The organism is Rhodococcus sp. KB6 (genome assembly GCF_001445685.1).
In the GTDB taxonomy this organism is placed as follows: Bacteria; Actinomycetota; Actinomycetes; order Mycobacteriales; family Mycobacteriaceae; genus Rhodococcus_F; species Rhodococcus_F qingshengii.
Genome location: NZ_LNAK01000163.1, coordinates 44,284 through 61,528, shown reverse-complemented (window position 1 = coordinate 61,528; position 17,245 = coordinate 44,284). Strand labels below are relative to the sequence as shown.

General features: G+C 63.5%; 15 protein-coding genes. 5 read left to right on the top strand and 10 right to left on the bottom strand.

The window, feature by feature from the left end; translation table 11 throughout:
* Positions 1-99 precede the first annotated feature (99 nt).
* From ectA to ASU23_RS31190, 4 genes are read left to right on the top strand one after another with little or no spacing between them, the layout of a single operon-like run.
* Positions 100-615 (top strand): diaminobutyrate acetyltransferase, encoded by a 516-nt coding sequence (gene ectA, locus ASU23_RS31205; protein ID WP_003944572.1) that lies wholly within the window; start codon positions 100-102, stop codon positions 613-615.
* A 48-nt stretch (positions 616-663) separates the two neighbouring features.
* On the top strand, positions 664-1,926 hold the full coding sequence (ectB, locus tag ASU23_RS31200; protein ID WP_007731008.1) for a diaminobutyrate--2-oxoglutarate transaminase: 1,263 nt from the start codon (positions 664-666) through the stop codon (positions 1,924-1,926).
* Positions 1,927-1,941: 15 nt separating this feature from the next.
* On the top strand, positions 1,942-2,340 hold the full coding sequence (locus tag ASU23_RS31195) for an ectoine synthase (protein WP_003944463.1): 399 nt from the start codon (positions 1,942-1,944) through the stop codon (positions 2,338-2,340).
* A 9-nt stretch (positions 2,341-2,349) separates the two neighbouring features.
* Positions 2,350-3,282, top strand: coding sequence for a D-isomer specific 2-hydroxyacid dehydrogenase family protein (locus ASU23_RS31190; RefSeq protein WP_007731007.1), 933 nt, complete (start codon positions 2,350-2,352; stop codon positions 3,280-3,282).
* A gap of 44 nt (positions 3,283-3,326) precedes the next feature.
* Here the strand turns inward: ASU23_RS31190 and ASU23_RS31185 are convergent, their stop codons facing one another.
* Positions 3,327-3,848, bottom strand: coding sequence for a VOC family protein (locus ASU23_RS31185; protein WP_081305478.1), 522 nt, complete (start codon positions 3,846-3,848; stop codon positions 3,327-3,329).
* Between the two features lie 50 nt (positions 3,849-3,898).
* Here ASU23_RS31185 and ASU23_RS31180 point away from each other — a divergent pair, with 50 nt between their 5' ends.
* Positions 3,899-4,756, top strand: a complete 858-nt coding sequence (locus ASU23_RS31180; protein ID WP_058039394.1) for an NAD-dependent protein deacetylase — start codon at positions 3,899-3,901, stop codon at positions 4,754-4,756.
* On the opposite strand, the gene proB is transcribed toward ASU23_RS31180, so the two are convergent.
* The 9 genes from proB to ASU23_RS31135 form a co-directional block, all read right to left on the bottom strand.
* Positions 4,729-5,832 carry a glutamate 5-kinase gene (gene proB, locus ASU23_RS31175; protein WP_003944552.1) on the bottom strand — a complete coding sequence of 368 codons (1,104 nt, stop codon included), beginning with the start codon at positions 5,830-5,832 and terminating at the stop codon, positions 4,729-4,731. The two genes, ASU23_RS31180 and proB, sit on opposite strands and share 28 nt — an antisense overlap.
* A gap of 44 nt (positions 5,833-5,876) precedes the next feature.
* Entirely contained in the window at positions 5,877-7,328 is a 1,452-nt protein-coding gene (gene obgE, locus ASU23_RS31170) for a GTPase ObgE (RefSeq protein WP_003944579.1), read from the bottom strand.
* 231 nt (positions 7,329-7,559) lie between these two features.
* The gene (gene rpmA / locus ASU23_RS31165) at positions 7,560-7,829 is read right to left on the bottom strand and encodes a 50S ribosomal protein L27 (RefSeq protein ID WP_003944532.1); all 270 of its coding nucleotides are present in this window, start codon (positions 7,827-7,829) and stop codon (positions 7,560-7,562) included.
* A 42-nt stretch (positions 7,830-7,871) separates the two neighbouring features.
* Entirely contained in the window at positions 7,872-8,183 is a 312-nt protein-coding gene (rplU, locus tag ASU23_RS31160) for a 50S ribosomal protein L21 (protein ID WP_003944533.1), read from the bottom strand.
* A gap of 319 nt (positions 8,184-8,502) precedes the next feature.
* A complete protein-coding gene (locus tag ASU23_RS31155) occupies positions 8,503-11,751 on the bottom strand; it encodes a translation initiation factor IF-2 N-terminal domain-containing protein (protein ID WP_058039393.1) in 3,249 nt (1,082 codons plus the stop codon).
* 448 nt (positions 11,752-12,199) lie between these two features.
* Positions 12,200-12,619 (bottom strand): nucleoside-diphosphate kinase, encoded by a 420-nt coding sequence (gene ndk / locus ASU23_RS31150; protein ID WP_003944527.1) that lies wholly within the window; start codon positions 12,617-12,619, stop codon positions 12,200-12,202.
* 18 nt (positions 12,620-12,637) lie between these two features.
* The gene (locus ASU23_RS31145) at positions 12,638-13,078 is read right to left on the bottom strand and encodes a DUF4233 domain-containing protein (protein ID WP_003944448.1); all 441 of its coding nucleotides are present in this window, start codon (positions 13,076-13,078) and stop codon (positions 12,638-12,640) included.
* The gene (locus ASU23_RS31140) at positions 13,075-14,514 is read right to left on the bottom strand and encodes a folylpolyglutamate synthase/dihydrofolate synthase family protein (RefSeq protein WP_030536635.1); all 1,440 of its coding nucleotides are present in this window, start codon (positions 14,512-14,514) and stop codon (positions 13,075-13,077) included. The genes ASU23_RS31145 and ASU23_RS31140 overlap by 4 nt, the downstream gene beginning before the upstream one ends.
* A complete protein-coding gene (locus tag ASU23_RS31135) occupies positions 14,511-17,192 on the bottom strand; it encodes a valine--tRNA ligase (RefSeq protein ID WP_039973213.1) in 2,682 nt (893 codons plus the stop codon). The genes ASU23_RS31140 and ASU23_RS31135 overlap by 4 nt, the downstream gene beginning before the upstream one ends.
* Positions 17,193-17,245 lie beyond the last annotated feature (53 nt).

The window sequence follows — 17,245 nt, the reverse complement described above, 5'->3', positions numbered from 1 at the left end:
CACATTCATGTCCTCACCTGGGGCGCAACGGGTTCCACACGGCCCGAAACGGACATCTGCATGACTTCGACAGCAATGATTGTTACGTTCAGATGACCGATGAAGCCTGTTGATACGAGAGCTATCCCGACCACCGCGCCGGACGCGGTGTTGTTCAGAAGCCCACAGATCGATGACGGAGTCCGGCTCTGGGAGATCGCACGTGATTCGAAGGTGCTCGACCTCAATTCGAGTTATGCATACCTGTTGTGGTGCAGGGATTTCAGCGCGACGTCCATCGTCGCGGAGGTAGACGGCCGCGTAGTCGGATTCGTTTCCGGTTATACCCGTCCCAGCGCTCAGGAAACCCTGTTCGTGTGGCAAGTGGCGGTCGACGAAGACCAGCGCGGCAAGGCAATTGCTGCCCGCATGCTGTCCGACTTGATGGATCGCACTGCCCCGCTGGGTGTTACACATCTGGAGACGACGATCAGCCCCGACAACGAGGCTTCGATCGCACTCTTCACCGCGCTCGCACGTCGGCGCGAAGTACCGATAACCAGGCAGACCTTGTTCTCACCCAACGATTTTCCCGATGGACACGAAGCCGAAGATCTTTACACGATCGGCGCCTAGCGCACTTCGCGCTCGGCATACAGCATGCCCCGGAGGAACAAAGAAGATATGAATATCAACGAAGCAAGCATTTTTGAAACCCTCGAGTCCGAGGTTCGCAGCTACTGCCGTGACTGGCCCGCAGTGTTCACCAGCGCATCCGGATCCTGGATTCGTGACGAGAACGGACGCGACTACCTCGATTTCTTCGCCGGTGCCGGCGCCCTCAACTACGGCCACAACAACCCGGTGCTCAAATCCGCACTGGTCGACTACATCATGAGCGACGGCATCACGCACGGTCTCGACATGTCGACAGTCGCCAAGCGTGAGTTCCTCGAGACCTTTCAGCGCAACATCCTCGAGCCGCGCGGCCTGGACTACAAGGTCCAGTTCCCCGGCCCGACCGGATCGAACACCGTCGAGGCTGCACTGAAGCTGGCCCGCAAGGTCACCGGACGTTCGGCAGTCATCAACTTCACCAACGCATTTCACGGAATGACACTTGGTGCACTCTCCGTGACCGGCAACTCGATGAAGCGCGCGGGCGCCGGTGTCCCCCTCGTGCACACGACACCGATGCCCTTCGACAACTACTTCGACGGCGTCACCGAGGACTTCCAGTGGTTCTCCCGCGTTCTCGATGATTCCGGCAGTGGAATCAACCGCCCCGCGGCAGTGATCGTCGAAACCGTGCAGGGTGAAGGTGGCGTCAATGTCGCTCGCCCCGAATGGCTTCGGGCGCTGGCAACACTGTGCTCGGATCGCGGAATCCTGTTGATCGTCGACGACGTCCAGATGGGTTGCGGCCGTACCGGCCCGTTCTTCTCCTTCGAAGAGGCCGGAATCGTTCCCGACATCGTCACGTTGTCCAAGTCGATCAGCGGCTACGGAATGCCGATGGCGCTCACGCTGTTCAAGCGTGAACTCGACGTCTGGGGACCGGGCGAGCACAACGGCACCTTCCGCGGCAACAACCCGGCGTTCGTCACCTCCAAGGTGGCACTCGACCACTACTGGTCCGACGACGCACTCACCAAGACGACGTTGAAGAAGGGCGCACGCATCAGCGAATGCTTCGCCAACCTCTCCGATCAGTTCCCCGGCGAGGTCTCGCACCGCGGGCGTGGCTTGGTTCAGGGCCTCGTCTTCGAACAGCCCGAGCGCGCCGGCAAGGTCTGCCAGTTGGCATTCGACGAGGGATTGCTCGCCGAGACCTCCGGACCCTCCGACCAGGTTGTGAAACTGCTTCCCGCACTGACGATTACCGACGACGAGCTCGAGCACGGCCTCTCCATTCTGGCCGAGGCGACACTCAAGGTCTGCAGCTAGAGGAAGGACTCTCCCATGATCGTTCGCACCACCACCGAGATCACCGACACCGACCGCGACATCACGAGTGAGGACGGAAACTGGCGCAGCAAGCGCATCGTCCTCGGCGGCGACCGCGTCGGGTTCTCGTTCCACGAGACCACCATCAAGGCGGGTTCGGTCAACGAGTTCCATTACGCCAACCACGTCGAGGCTGTCTGGCTCGTCGAGGGCACCGGCAAGCTGATCGACCTCGACAACAACAAGGAATACGATCTCGCACCGGGGTCGATGTACCTGCTCAACGGCCACGAGCGTCACCGCGTCGAACCGGACACGCAGATGCGCATGCTGTGCGTGTTCAATCCGCCGGTCACCGGGCGTGAGGTGCACGACGAGAACGGTGTCTACCCACTGGTGGAGGTCCCCGCGTAGCGTCTAGTCATGGCGACTGACACCTCTCCACGCGTAGCGATCGGCCCCGTCCCCGATGCACTGCTCGACAGCGCGGTGCTTCGGGGCGGTGGTCTGATCAGTCCGATCGACACTGCGGACGCCCTGATCTGGGCGGGCTCACCCGAGACCTTTCCGTCGGAGTTACCGGCGTCGGTCAGGTGGGTGCAGCTTCCGTCGGCGGGAATCGAGGATTGGTTCGACTCCGGTGTGATTCCGAAGGACACAGAAATCACGTGGACCTCGGCGGCCGGTGCATTTTCGGCGTCGGTGGCCGAGCATGCACTCATGCTTCTCTTGGCCGGAGTTCGCCACTTGCCTGCACACATCGAGGCTCGAACGTGGCGTCAGTTCGAGTTCTTTCCCAAGATTGGCACCCTTCGTGGCTCGACGGTTGCGATCATCGGCGCGGGCGGTATCGGCCGCGCGCTGATTCCGATGCTGGCCGCGCAGGGGGCGGACAGCATCGCAGTCAATCGTTCCGGTAGCCCGGTCCCCGGGGCGATCTCCACGTACCCCGCATCCAGAATGGATGAAATCTATTCTCGCGCAGATCACTTCGTGATTGCTGCGCCCGCCACCCCGGCCACCCGTCACCTCGTGGGCCGTGCGCAGTTGGCGGCGATGCAACCCCATTCCTGGGTGATCAATGTCGCGCGCGGATCACTGGTCGACACCGACGCACTGGTCGAGGCCATCGAGTCGGAACAGATCGGCGGCGCCGGTCTCGACGTCACCGATCCCGAACCCCTCCCGGACGGTCACCCACTGTGGGATCTGACGAATGCGATCATCACACCCCACGATTCCAATCCGCCAGGCGTTCGCCCCGCCGCGTTCGCGGATCACGTCTCCAAGAACGTGACCCGCTTCGCGAAGGGTGAGGCGCTGGCTGCCCTCGTGGACCCCGTAGCCGGATACTGAGCACGCCGCCGAAGCTCGAATGCTCGGACGACGGTTGCCACAAATTACTGTGACGACTGCGTCTCCGGAAAGAAAAGCGCCCGCGCCCGGCGAGCGACCTCTTCGGCAGGTACATCCTCGACCTTCGTGCATACTGCCCACCTGTGGCCGAACGGATCGAGAAACACTCCATGCCGGTCGCCCGAAAATGTATCGGCCACAGCCGTGACCAGCGTGCCTCCCTCGGCGACTGCCCGAGCGACAAACTCGTCCGTGTCCTCGGTGTAGACGACGATCGACGAATGCACCCAGCCGTCCTGCGGTGATTTGAGACCGAAGTCCGGCATCTCCTGCGAAAGCTGCAGCATCGAATCGCCGATCCGGATCTCCGCATGCATGAGGGAGCCGTCAGGTGCGTTCATCGCATCGACTATCTCAGCTCCAAGTGCTCGTTTGTAGTAGTCGAGTGCGGCATGGCCGTCCGGCACCGCAAGGTAGGGAGTGATCGTGCGGTAACCAGCAGGGATCGGGTTCACTGTGTTCATGTGTACGAGTATTGGCGATCGCACACGTGTTCTATTGAACATTTCGGACTTCCTCCGCGCCTCCGTCTCGCACACGCGCCTATCCTGGAACGGTGCCTACCGACAACAGCCGCCTCGACGCCCTCCCCGAGCTCCTGGCCGGCCGTCGCCTGGCAGTTCTGACGGGCGCCGGCATCTCCACCGACTCCGGAATCCCGGACTACCGCGGACCTGATTCACCCCCGCGCAATCCGATGACGTTCCAACAGTTCATCGGCGATCCGGCGTTTCGGCGGCACTACTGGGCGCGCAACCACATCGGCTGGCGATACATGGACAGCTCCCGCCCCAACCAGGGCCACCGGGCCGTCGCGGCACTGGAACGAACAGGGCGAGCCGTCGGCGTGATCACCCAGAACGTCGACCTCCTGCACACCAAGGCCGGCACGCGAAACGTCATCGACCTCCACGGCACCTACGCGCAGGTTCGATGCCTGAGCTGCCAGCGGCTGATCTCCCGTACCACTCTCGCGGAGAGACTGGAAGAAGCCAATCCTGGATTCGCCGAAACAGTCGCTGCTGCAACAGGAGTCGAAATCGCACCCGACGCAGATGCCGTGATCGAATCCACCGCACACTTTCGCGTCGTGGATTGCGCCGTGTGCGGTGGCTTACTCAAACCGGACATCGTCTACTTCGGCGAATCCGTCCCCAAGGAACGCGTCGCCCGTGCATACAGCCTTGTCGACCAATCCGACGCACTGTTGGTAGCCGGGTCGTCGTTGACCGTGATGTCCGGCCTACGTTTCGTCCGGCATGCCGCCAAGACCGGGAAGCCGATCGCCATCGTCAATCGAGGCACGACTCGCGGCGACGAATTCGCCGACCTCAAGCTCGAAGTCGGTTGCGCTGAAGCACTTTCCGCCCTCGTTGAGCACGAAAGCTACAGCGCCACCAAGTCGTCCGCGTGAACCACAGGACGCTGCATGTCGGCCGGCAGATCGGTGGTAGAGCGCCCCAGGATCTCCTCGATCTCCGCAGCGTCGAACGCAACGACACCCCGGGCGACGGGCTTCTCCCCCGGCCCCATCAGGGACACTACGTCGCCGGCGTGGAAGTCACCGGATACACCGACGATGCCAGCGGACAGAAGGCTTCGACGCTTGGACACGACCGCGCGGACGGCGCCTTCGTCGAGGTGGAGGTCACCCGATGTGTCAGCGGCGTGACGAACCCAGAATCGGCGTGCCGACAATCGCGTCGGCCGCGGCGCAAATGCCGTTCCGACATCGGCACCACTGAGTGCCTGCGCAGCGTCCGATGCTGCCGCGAGCAGAACCGGCACGCCGGAATCAGCGGCCAGGCGTGCTGCTGAGAGCTTCGACGCCATGCCTCCGGTACCGAGGGCGCCACCCGAACCGGCAACCACACCGTCGAGATCCTCGGGACTGTTGACCTCGGGAATCAGTGTGGCATCGCCCTTTCGGGGATCCCCGTCGTACAGTCCGTCCACATCCGACAACAGGATCAACGCGTCGGCGCCGACCAGATGAGCAACCAGAGCAGCCAGCCGATCGTTGTCACCGAATCGAAGTTCGGTGGTGGCAACGGTGTCGTTCTCGTTCACGATCGCCACCGCGTGCAATGCCCGTAGACGATCGAGTGTCCGTTGGGCGTTGCGGTGCTGCGTCCGTCGAGCAATGTCGTCAGCCGTGAGTAGAACCTGCCCGACGGTACGGCCGTAACGGGCGAACGACGTACCCCAGGCGTGAGCCAGAGCCAACTGACCGACGCTGGCCGCAGCCTGCTTGGTCGCGAGATCGCGAGGCCGCTTGGTCAGTCCCAGCGGCGCCAGTCCGGCGCCGACGGCACCGGACGAGACGACGACGACATCGGAACCCGCACGCATGCGAGCCTCGATGGCATCGGCCAACAGATCGAGTCGGTGAGTATCGAGTCCCGCCACCAGACTGGTGAGCGCAGACGACCCGATCTTCACGACGATACTGTGAGCCGACGCTATCGACTCCCTGGTGGACCCGAGCACAGTCCCGTTCCCTCTCTTCGGTTTTCGTCCTGAAATCGCGTGGGTCAGGCGTCTTCGTCGAGCAAGCCGCGGCGGACACGACGCGCGTGCTTGCGCTCGTCGGCGCCGATGCGCTCCACCTGATCGAGACGCGGGTCGGTTCCACGGCCCGTGCGGGTCAGATCGATACCGGCCGGCGTCATCGGCTCCCACTCGAAGCTGACGTCGCCGATGGTGACGGAAGCTCCTGGCTGAGCGCCCTTCTTGACCAATGCGTCCTCGACGCCCAATCGAGCAAGACGGTCGGCGAGGTAACCAACGGCCTCGTCGTTGTCGAAGGCGGTCTGACGAATCCACCGCTCCGGGCGGGTGCCTCGGACGACGAACCCACCGGGAATATCGGGATCCTTCTCGATGGTGAAGCTGGAATCCTTGACCTTGACCGGGCGAATGACCTGGCGCTTCGGCTCGGGCTTCGGATGAGCTTCGCGGTAGTCGCGGACCATCTTCGCCAGCGCGAATGTCAACGGTCGCAATCCTTCTCGGCTCACCGCCGAGATGGTGAAGACCGGCCATCCGCGAGCTTCGATCTCAGGCGTGACCATTTCGGCCAATTCGGCGGCCTCGGGAACGTCGGTCTTGTTGAGGATGACGACGCGCGGGCGCTTGTCGAGGTCACCGAGTCCCGAATCGCCGGAGAGCGCAGGCGTGTACGCAGCCAGCTCTGCTTCCAAGGCGTCGATGTCGGAGATCGGGTCACGTCCCGGATCGAGGGTGGCGCAGTCGATCACGTGCGCCAATACGGCGCAGCGTTCGATGTGGCGCAGGAAGTCCAGGCCCAAACCGCGGCCTTCGCTGGCACCGGGGATCAGCCCGGGCACGTCGGCGACGGTGAAGGTGGTGTCACCGCTCGAGACGACGCCGAGGTTGGGGACCAGAGTGGTGAAGGGGTAGTCGGCGATCTTCGGCTTGGCCGCAGAGAGAACGGACACAAGCGAAGACTTACCGGCGGAGGGGAATCCGAGCAGACCGACATCGGCTACCGACTTGAGTTCGAGAACCAGGTCACGCTCGACACCGTCCTCACCGAGGAGTGCGAAACCGGGAGCTTTGCGGGCTTTCGAGGCGAGTGCAGCGTTGCCGAGTCCGCCGCGGCCGCCCTGAGCGGCGTCGAAGCGTGAACCGACTCCCACGAGGTCGGCAAGCACGTTGCCGTCGGTATCGAGAACCACAGTTCCATCCGGAACCTTGAGGATGAGGTCTTCACCGTTTGCACCCTCGCGGTTGCTGCCGGCGCCCTGCTTGCCGTTGGTCGCCTTCGCGTTGGGATGGAAGTGAAAGTCGAGGAGGGTGTGGATATTCTCGTCGACCACGAGGATGACGTCGCCACCGCGACCTCCGTTGGCACCGTCCGGACCGCCGAGCGGTTTGAACTTCTCGCGGTGTACGGAGGCGCAACCATTGCCGCCTTTTCCAGCGCTGACGTGCAGCACAACACGGTCAATGAATCGGGACATGACTGCCGGATCCTTCCTCAGTCAATTGCGGGTCTCACGCGATGAGCTGAACTTCTGGTGAGCAGGGTTGCTCGGGGCAAAACGGGTACTGCTTAAACAAACGATAGGGGCGGACCGGGTTATTTCAACCCTGGTCCGCCCCTATCGGGAGCTTGGAACGCGTCACTCTCTTACCGAAAGCAGAACCGGCTTACCGAAGTAGAACCGATGACGCACAACTAGCGAGAAAGACTAGACCTCAGCCGCAACAACGGCCGGAACGATGTTCACGGTCTTGCGTCCACGCTTCTGGCCGAACTCGACTGCGCCGGCAGCGAGAGCGAACAGGGTGTCGTCGCCGCCACGGCCGACGTTGACGCCGGGGTGGAAGTGCGTGCCGCGCTGGCGAACCAGGATTTCGCCTGCGCTGACCGACTGGCCGCCGAAGCGCTTCACGCCGAGGCGCTGGGCGTTTGAATCGCGACCGTTACGGGAGCTGGATGCACCCTTCTTATGTGCCATGCTATTGACCCTCCTCGGGTGAAATTAGCTAGAAAGAACTGGTTACTTGATGCCCGTGACCTTGAGCACCGTGATCGGCTGCCTGTGGCCCTGACGCTTGTGGTAACCGGTCTTGTTCTTGAACTTGTGGATGCGGATCTTCGGGCCCTTGGTGTGCTCGACGATCTCACTGGTGACTGCGACCTTGGCCAGCTTGGCCGCGTCGGTGGTCAGGTCAGATCCGTCGACCACGAGAACGGGAGCAAGCGAGACAGCAGTGCCGGGCTCACCCTCGATCTTCTCGACCTTGACGAGGTCACCAACAGCGACCTTGTACTGCTTTCCGCCGGTCTTGACGATCGCGTACGTTGCCATCGGAGGGCTACCCCTTGCTTCTTCGAACTTGCTCGCGCTGCTGCCTGAGGCTTCAAATGCATCGCGACTGGTCTGGTTTATGTCACCTCGGCTCGGCACTGACGTACCGGGACATTCACGCGCACTCTAGGCACACGGAATCTCTACCGCCGGGTGGCGACCCTCCAAGGTTACGGGAAAGCAACCGTCAGGGTCAAACCGCCCCGCCGAGGGGTGGTGCTTACTACTCTGTACTGCTTCTACCAGCTGAAACTTCGGATAACGGTTGGATGTCCTCGCTCATCGCGAAGTCATCCAACCGACCGAAAGCCAGTAGTTCTTACTCTCCGTCTACCGGAGGCCCTGCGGGACGTGCTGCTGCACGCCTGCGACGGGGTCGCTTGACGACGACAACTTCTTCCTCAGCCGGAACTTCGGTGGCCGGAGCCGGAACGTTTTCCGCGACCGCGTCCACCACGGGTTCCGGAGTCGGAATCACGAAGACCGTGCCCACCTCGGGAGCTGCCTCGGCAACAGGTGCCGACGCTGCCCGCGACGCCCGGCGACTACGCCGACGACCGCGCGGAGCTGCTTCGGTCGAAGCTGCGGCCGACTCGTTGTCCACTGCGGATACTTCTTCCGCAGCAGAGTCCACAACAGGAACGTCATGGCGCTCAGGAGCAGCAGGAGTATCGATCGGCCGATCTTGTTGCCGATCGGCACTTTTGGATGCATCGTCCCCCGAAGACACACCGGCGGAATCAGACTCGGTCGAGTCGGCCGCGACGGTCTCGTCGTCGTCGTGGTGATGCGAGGCCATCGCCAATGCCACCGGATGAGCCCGCTTGACCGTCGCGTCGACGGCCGGAACCTCCGGCGCCGGAGCTTCCTGTCCGTTGGACTCGGTCGAAGCCGACTTGTCTCCGCGGCCACGCTTGTTCTTGCGCGAGGTACCGGAATCACTGCGCTGCGAGCCCGAACGCGATCCTCCGTCGTCCGAGGACTTCACCTCGACGGGCTCGGAATGGACGATGATGCCGCGGCCGTGGCAGTGCTCACAGGTGGTCGAGAAGGCCTCGACCAATCCGGTGCCCAACTTCTTGCGCGTCATCTGCACGAGCCCGAGTGACGTGACCTCCGACACCTGATGGCGCGTGCGATCGCGACCCAGGCATTCGGTGAGCCGACGCAGGACCAGGTCCCGGTTCGATTCGAGAACCATGTCGATGAAGTCGACGACGATCATTCCGCCGATGTCCCGCAGGCGCATCTGGCGAACGATCTCCTCGGCCGCTTCGAGGTTGTTACGGGTGACGGTCTCTTCGAGGTTTCCGCCGGCTCCGGTGAACTTGCCGGTGTTGACGTCGACGACGGTCATGGCCTCGGTGCGGTCGATCACCAGGGTGCCGCCGGACGGCAGCCACACCTTGCGATCGAGTGCCTTGGCCAACTGCTCGTCGATACGGCGAGCCGCGAAGACGTCGATACCGTTGTTCGGCGTGTACTTCTCGAGCCGCGGAAGCAGGTCGGGCGCAACGGAGTTGATGTAGTTCTCGACCGTCGTGTGCGCCTTCTCGCCCTCGATGACCAGCTTGGAGAAGTCCTCGTTGAACAGATCACGAATGACCTTGACCAGCATGTCAGGCTCTTCGTACAGCGCCTGCGGGTTGCCGGACTTACCGGTGTCCGCAGCCGCAGCCTGCTCCTCGATGCCGGCCCACTGAGCCTGCAGACGAGTCACGTCGCGCGCCAACTCTTCTTCGCTGACGCCCTCGGACGCCGTGCGAATGATCACGCCCGCGTCGGCGGGCACGATGTCGCGCAAGATTTCCTTGAGACGCTTGCGCTCGGTGTCCGGAAGCTTGCGGCTGATACCCGTGGACGTACCACCGGGCACGTAGACGAGGAAACGACCGGCAAGCGAAATCTGTGTCGTCAGTCGAGCACCCTTGTGGCCGACCGGATCCTTGCTGACCTGAACGAGCACCTGATCGCCAGGCTTGAGAGCCTGCTCGATCTTGCGCGAGTTGCCACCGAGACCGGCAGCCTCCCAGTTGACCTCACCGGCGTAGAGAACACCGTTGCGGCCACGTCCGATGTCGATGAACGCAGCTTCCATGCTGGGGAGCACGTTCTGGACACGTCCGAGGTACACGTTGCCGACCATCGACGCGGACGCCGAGTTGGTGACGAAGTGCTCGACCAGCACTCCGTCTTCGAGGACTGCTACCTGTGTAGTCGCATGCGGCTGACCGCTGTCTGCCCGATCGCGCACGACCATGACGCGATCGACGGCCTCACGACGCGCGAGGAACTCCGACTCGGTCAGGATCGGTGGGCGACGTCGGCCGGCGTCACGACCGTCGCGGCGACGCTGACGCTTCGCTTCCAGACGTGTCGAACCACTGATGCCCTGGACCTCGTCCTTGACGCGGGTCTTGTTGCGAGGTTCGCGCTCGTGAACGACGGTGTTCGGCGGATCGTCCTCGGACGTCGCAGTCGCGTCGGTGGCGCCGTCGGTGCCGGTCTTGCGACGACGACGACGGCGGCGACGGCGGCTCGATCCGTCGGCATCGAGATCGGAATCGTCGGCATTCTCGGAATCCGCATCAGCGGTGGACTCGGACTTATCACCGGATTCTTCGCCGGCAGCGTCGTCGGTTTGCTTCTCGACTGCCGCAGGGGCAGATTCCTGCTCCGATTCGGTAGCGGTATCCGACTCTTCGTCCGACCCCTGCTCGCCACCCTGTTCACCGCGACCACGTCCACGTCCACGGCGTCCACGACGACGGCGACGCGGCTGATCGTCGTCCTCGTCCTCGGACTCGGCGCTCTCGCCCTCGGTTTGCGGTGCGGTCACAGCCGGCTCTTCGACGGCAGGAACTGCAACCGGCGCTGCCTCGGGAACGACGGTTTCGGCTTCCGCGGTTGTCTGCTTCTCTTCGACGACCGCCGGTGCAGCAGGCTCGCGGCGTGCGCGACGGCGACGCGGAGCTACCTCGGCGGCTTCGAGATCCGGCTGCAGGAACAGCGGGACCTGCGGCGCGGCGGGAGCCACCTCGGGCTGATGGGTCTGCGGCGCCTCGAAGGAAGTGAACAGATCGGACTGCTCGGCTTCCTTGCTCTGCAGCGCAGCTGCGGCGTCGAGTCCAGCGCTGATCTCGGCGACAGCCGGATCCACTGTTTCTTCTGCTGCAGGTTCTTCGACGACGACCTTTTTGCGAGTGCGACGAGCCCTGACAGGCTTCTCGGCCGGAGCCTCTGCAACAGGAGCAGCCTCCACGGGAGCTTCTGCAGCAGGCTCCTCGGCAACCGGCGCCTCGACAACCGGGTCGATGAGGGTGTCGAGCTCGGCGACGACGGGCTCGATGGCCTCGGCCGCGGAAGTCAACGAGGCATGAATCCGCTGAGCGACGTCACGGTGGAGACTCGACTGCGCGCTGCGCAATTCGGTACCGAGCGCTGCGGCTTCGGCAAGGACCTGCTTGCTGGTGACGCCGAGCAACTTCGCCAGCGCGTGTACGCGCATCTTGTCGGGAAATTCCGGGGTGGTGCTGGAATCTGATTCGGTTGGGGATTGATCGGCCACGTAAGTCTCCTCAGCCCCCGGGCGCGTCCAACCCAGAAGTCGAGTTGTCACGCGGCCACGCGGGAGCGTGCTGTGTGTACTCGCACTCAGAAGTGAGTACGAGATTGTAAGGTCTCGCTCCGCATGGTCCGCAATGCCCGTTATTCACTGCGAGCACATGAAGTGCCTGGCTGGATGGCCGTTGTCCTGTGCGCGAGCGCCTGATCATCCAGCGTGCAGAGGTCCAGGGATTTCCTGTTGACCTGGAGCAGCGATGAAAGGGCATCGAACCTAGGTGTCATCCGGTTGAACGTGCGTAAAACAAATTGCGGTTCAACTGAAAGCAGTATCCCACACCAACGCGCCTGCAACTGCAAAGGGCGCACCGATGTGGGATACGTGCCGAGAATTCGCTGTGGAGATGTGGGCCGAAGGCCCGTTCATGTGGGCCAGAGGCCCGATCGGAGATTCAGATGGACGACAGCGCGGGGAACCACAGAGCGATTTCACGCTCTGCCGACTCCACGGAGTCGCTGCCGTGAACGAGATTCTGCTGCGCTTCGAGTCCGAAGTCGCCGCGGATCGTACCCGGAAGAGCCTTGTCGACCGGGTCGGTTCCGCCGGCCAACTGACGGAAAGCAGCGATGGCTCGGGGGCCTTCGAGCACTGCGGCCACCAGCGGACCGGAGGTGATGAACTCCAACAAGCTCGGGTAGAACGGACGCTCGGCGTGTTCTGCGTAGTGGCTACCAGCCACCTCTTCGGAAGCTACGCGGAGGTCGAGTGCTGCAATTGTCAGGCCTTTGCGCTCGATACGGCTGAGGATTTCTCCTACGTATCCACGGGCAACGGCGTCGGGCTTGATCAGTACGAGGGTGCGCTCAGTCACAGCGGACAGCCTAAATGGTCAGTCCCGCTGACCGGGAAGCAGGCCCTTGTCCATCCGGCGCTTGATGTCTCTCTGCAGGTAGACGAGGTATCCCCAGACGATCCCGAAGGTGATCGCCACACCGGCGATCGACGGGTGGACGAAGAAACCGAACAGAAGGATCACCTGCAGCGCGACGTTGAACCCCATCGCCCACGGCTTGCCCTGGATGCCCGCACCCAGAATCATCAGTACCGCCAACCCGATGATGAATCCCGCGGAGGCCGCGGTGAGGCCTCCGCCGACGACCGCGACAACCGGCAAAGCCAGCAGCACGACGATCGCCTCGAGGATCAGGGTTCCGGCCATCACTCCGCGGAAGCTTTTCCACGGGTCCTTGGTCGGCGGCCCGAACTCGCCGGCAGTGTCTCCGGGCTCGTGGTCTCCGGACTCGGGATTGGCATCTGACGGGGTACTCACGCGGGGTCCTTTCCGAACAGCGTGCGGGCGGCGCCTGCGGTCACGACGGATCCCGTCACCACCACACCCGCCCCTGATACGGCCTCACCGGGTTCGGCGACCTGCTCGGCGATTTCGATCGCGACTTCCAAGGCGTCGGCAAGCACCGGCGCAACGACGACGCGCTCGTCGCCGAACTTCGCGACGGCGATGTTCGCCAGTTCTTCGACGTCCATCGCCCGGGGTGACCCGTTGTGGGTGACGACGATCTCGTCGAAGACGGATTCGAATGCAGTCAAGATGGCGTCGACGTCCTTGTCCGCCATGACGCTGACCACTCCCACGAGCTTGCGGAAGTCGAACTCGGCGGACAGTGCGGCCGCGAGAGCGCGAGCACCGTCTGGATTGTGGGCGGCGTCGAGAAAGACCGTCGGCGCACTCCGAACACGTTCGAGGCGACCGGGATTGACGACCGAGGCGAACCCGTTGCGGATTGCATCCTGATCCAGTTGTCGATCCGGACCGGCACCGAAGAACGCTTCTACGGCAGCGAGCGCGAGCGCGGCGTTGCGCGCCTGATGCTCACCGTGAAGGGGGAGGAAGATGTCGGTGTACACACCGCTCAAGCCTTGAAGTTCGAGCTGCTGTCCGCCCACCGCGATCTGGCGAGCAAGCACCTTGAACTCCGAGCCTTCACGAGCGACCGCGGCCTCCACCTCGACAGCACGCCGCAGCAATACCTCCATGACTTCGGGAGTCTGCTCGGCGATGATCGCGACGGTGTCCACCGGAACCAGGTCCTCGCGGCCCTTCTTGATGATCCCGGCCTTCTCCTCCGCGATCCCGGCCAGGTCGGTGCCCAGGTACTCGGCGTGATCGAGGCTGATCGGGGTGATCACCGCAACCTGTCCGTCGATCACGTTGGTGGCGTCCCAGCGTCCGCCGAGGCCGACCTCGACCACGGCGACGTCGACCGGCGCCTCCGCGAAGGCCGCATAGGCCATGGCGGTGAGCACTTCGAACTTGCTCATCGCCGGTCCCCCGGCTTCCTCCGACTGTGCGTCGATCATCTGCACGTACGGCTCGATCTCGCGGAACGTGTCCACGTAGAGCCGCGGCGAGATCGGATGACCGTCGATGCTGATCCGCTCGGTCGCGATCTGCAGATGAGGGCTGGTGGTTCGCCCGGTGCGACGATGCAGAGCCGTCATCAACGAATCGATCATGCGCGTTACCGACGTCTTACCGTTGGTTCCCGTGACGTGCACCGACGGATAGTTGTGCTGAGGCGAGCCCAGGACATCCATGAGCGCCTCGATACGAGTCAGTGACGGCTCGATCTTGGTCTCGGGCCAACGCTTGTCGAGTTCTGCTTCCACCAGCGCCAGTTCGGCGATGTCGACCGGAGTCGGAACCGAACTCTGAGCGTCGAATTGGGACGGCTCGTACGAACTCACTTGTCGGCCAGCTCCTTCAGACGTCCCGTGATGCGCTCGATCTCTTCGACGGCGATCTGGCGACGTGTCTTGATCTTGTCGACGACGGCGTCGGGCGCCTTCGCCAGGAAGGCCTCGTTCGCCAGCTTGTTGTCAGCGGTGACGAGCTCCTTCTGCGCTGCCGCGAGGTCCTTTTCGAGCCGCTTCTTCTCCGCGCCGAGGTCGATGGTGCCCGAGGTGTCGATGTCGACAGTGACGGTGCCCTGGCTCAGGCGCACCTCGACGGAGATCGACGCGGTGAATCCCTCTTCGGGTTCGGTCAGCTTGGCCAGCGCCGCCACGTAGGCGAACTGGCCGTCCATGCCGGCCTCCGATAGCCCGGACGCACGAGCCGGGACCTTCTGGGAAGGCTTGAGTCCCTGATCGTTTCGGAATCGTCGCACCTCGGTGATCAGCTTCTGCGTGTCTTCGATCCTGGTTGCGGCCTGGGCGTCGACTGCCTCACCGGACAACGTGGGCCATTCGGCGACGACGACGGACTCGCCGCCGGTGAGCACCTTCCACAGGGTTTCGGTCACGAACGGAATGACCGGGTGCAGGAGGCGGAGCAGTGCATCGAGAACGTTGCCGAGCACGGCGCGGGTGTTCGCGGCGACGGCCTCGTCGGCGGCGAACTGCACCTTGGCGAGTTCGAGGTACCAGTCACAGACCTCGTCCCACGCGAAGTGGAACAGGCCTTCGCACGCCTTGCTGAACTCGTAGCGATCGAATGCGGCGTCCGCCTCGGCCTGGACCGTGTCGAGACGGTCGAGGATCCAACGATCGGCGTCGGTCAGTTCGCTTCGAGCGGGCAACGGCGCGGGAGCAGCGCCGTTCATCAGAGCGAACTTGGTCGCGTTGAACAACTTGGTCGCGAAGTTGCGCGAGGACTGCGCCGAATCCTCACCGACGGACAGGTCGCTGCCCGGGTTGGCGCCGCGTGCAAGTGTGAATCGCAGGGCGTCGGCGCCGAAACGATCGACCCAGTCGAGTGGGTCGATACCGTTGCCGCGAGACTTCGACATCTTCTTGCCGTACTGATCGCGGACCAGTCCGTGCAGGAACACGTCCTTGAACGGCATCTGCGCGCCGGACTTACCCGGACCGGCGGTGATCGACTCGTCCTCGGACACGTAGGTGCCGAACATCATCATGCGGGCGACCCAGAAGAACAGGATGTCGTAGCCGGTGACGAGAACGCTGGTGGGATAGAACTTTTCGAGTTCGGGCGTATTGTCCGGCCAGCCCATCGTCGAGAAGGGCCACAGTCCGGAGGAGAACCAGGTATCGAGGACGTCGGGATCCTGGACCCAGCCTTCCGGCGCCGTTTCGTCAGGACCGAAGCACGCAACTTCACCCTCGGGGCCGTACCAGACCGGAATGCGGTGACCCCACCAGAGCTGACGGGAAATGCACCAGTCATGCATGTTGTCGACCCAGTCGAACCAGCGTGGCTCCTGGCTCGCCGGGTGAATGACGGTGTCCCCGTTGCGAACCGCGTCACCCGCAGCCTTGGCGAGCGTCTCGACCTTGACCCACCACTGCAACGAGAGACGAGGCTCGATGGCCTCGCCACTGCGCTCGGAGTGCCCGACGCTGTGCAGGTACGGGCGCTTCTCGGCGACGACGCGTCCCTGCTCGGCGAGAGCTTCGCGAACCTTGACGCGAGCCTCGAAGCGGTCCATTCCGTCGAATTCGGTTCCGGTGTCGGCAATCTTGCCGGTCTTGTCCATGATGGTGGGCATCGGCAGGTTGTGCCGCAGGCCCATCTCGAAGTCGTTGGGATCGTGAGCCGGCGTGATCTTCACAGCGCCGGTTCCGAACTCGGGGTCGACGTAGTCGTCGGCGATGATCGGGATCTGACGCCCGGTGAACGGATGATCGAGAGTGGTGCCGATGAGGTGCTTGTAGCGCTCGTCCTCGGGATGGACCGCTACTGCGGTGTCACCGAGCATTGTCTCGACGCGAGTGGTCGCGACGATGACGTGCGGCTCGTTGTCGTCGAGCGAGCCGTAGCGCAGGGAAACCAGCTCACCCTCGACGTCCTCGAACTTCACCTCGATGTCGGAGATCGCGGTCTGCAGCACCGGCGACCAGTTCACGAGACGCTCGGCGCGGTAGATCAGGCCCTCGTCGAACATGCGTTTGAAGACTGTCTGGACTGCGCGGGAGAGGCCCTCGTCCATCGTGAAACGATCACGACTCCAGTCGACGCCGTCACCGATGCGCCGCATCTGGCCACCGATGGTTCCACCGGATTCGCGCTTCCAGTCCCAGACCTTGTCGATGAACAGCTCGCGGCCGAAATCTTCCTTGGTCTTTCCGTCGGCAGCGAGTTGCTTCTCGACGACGGACTGCGTGGCGATACCGGCGTGGTCCATGCCTGGCAGCCACAGCACCTCGTAGCCCTGCATCCGCTTGCGACGGCTGAGCACGTCCATGAGGGTGTGATCCAGGGCATGGCCCATGTGCAGGCTGCCGGTGACGTTGGGGGGCGGCAGCACGATGGAGTAGCCGGGCTTGTCGCTGGTCGCGTCGGCCTGGAAGTACCCGGCGTCTACCCAGCCTTGATACAGATCGGCCTCTACCGCGCTGGGGTCCCAGCTCTTGGGTAGGGCGTCGGCGGGGGTCTGGGGGTTCTCTGGAGCTGCACTGGTCACCACTTGATCCTAATGACTCCCCCGTCGTGAACGAATTCGCCCGTCGGCCGCCG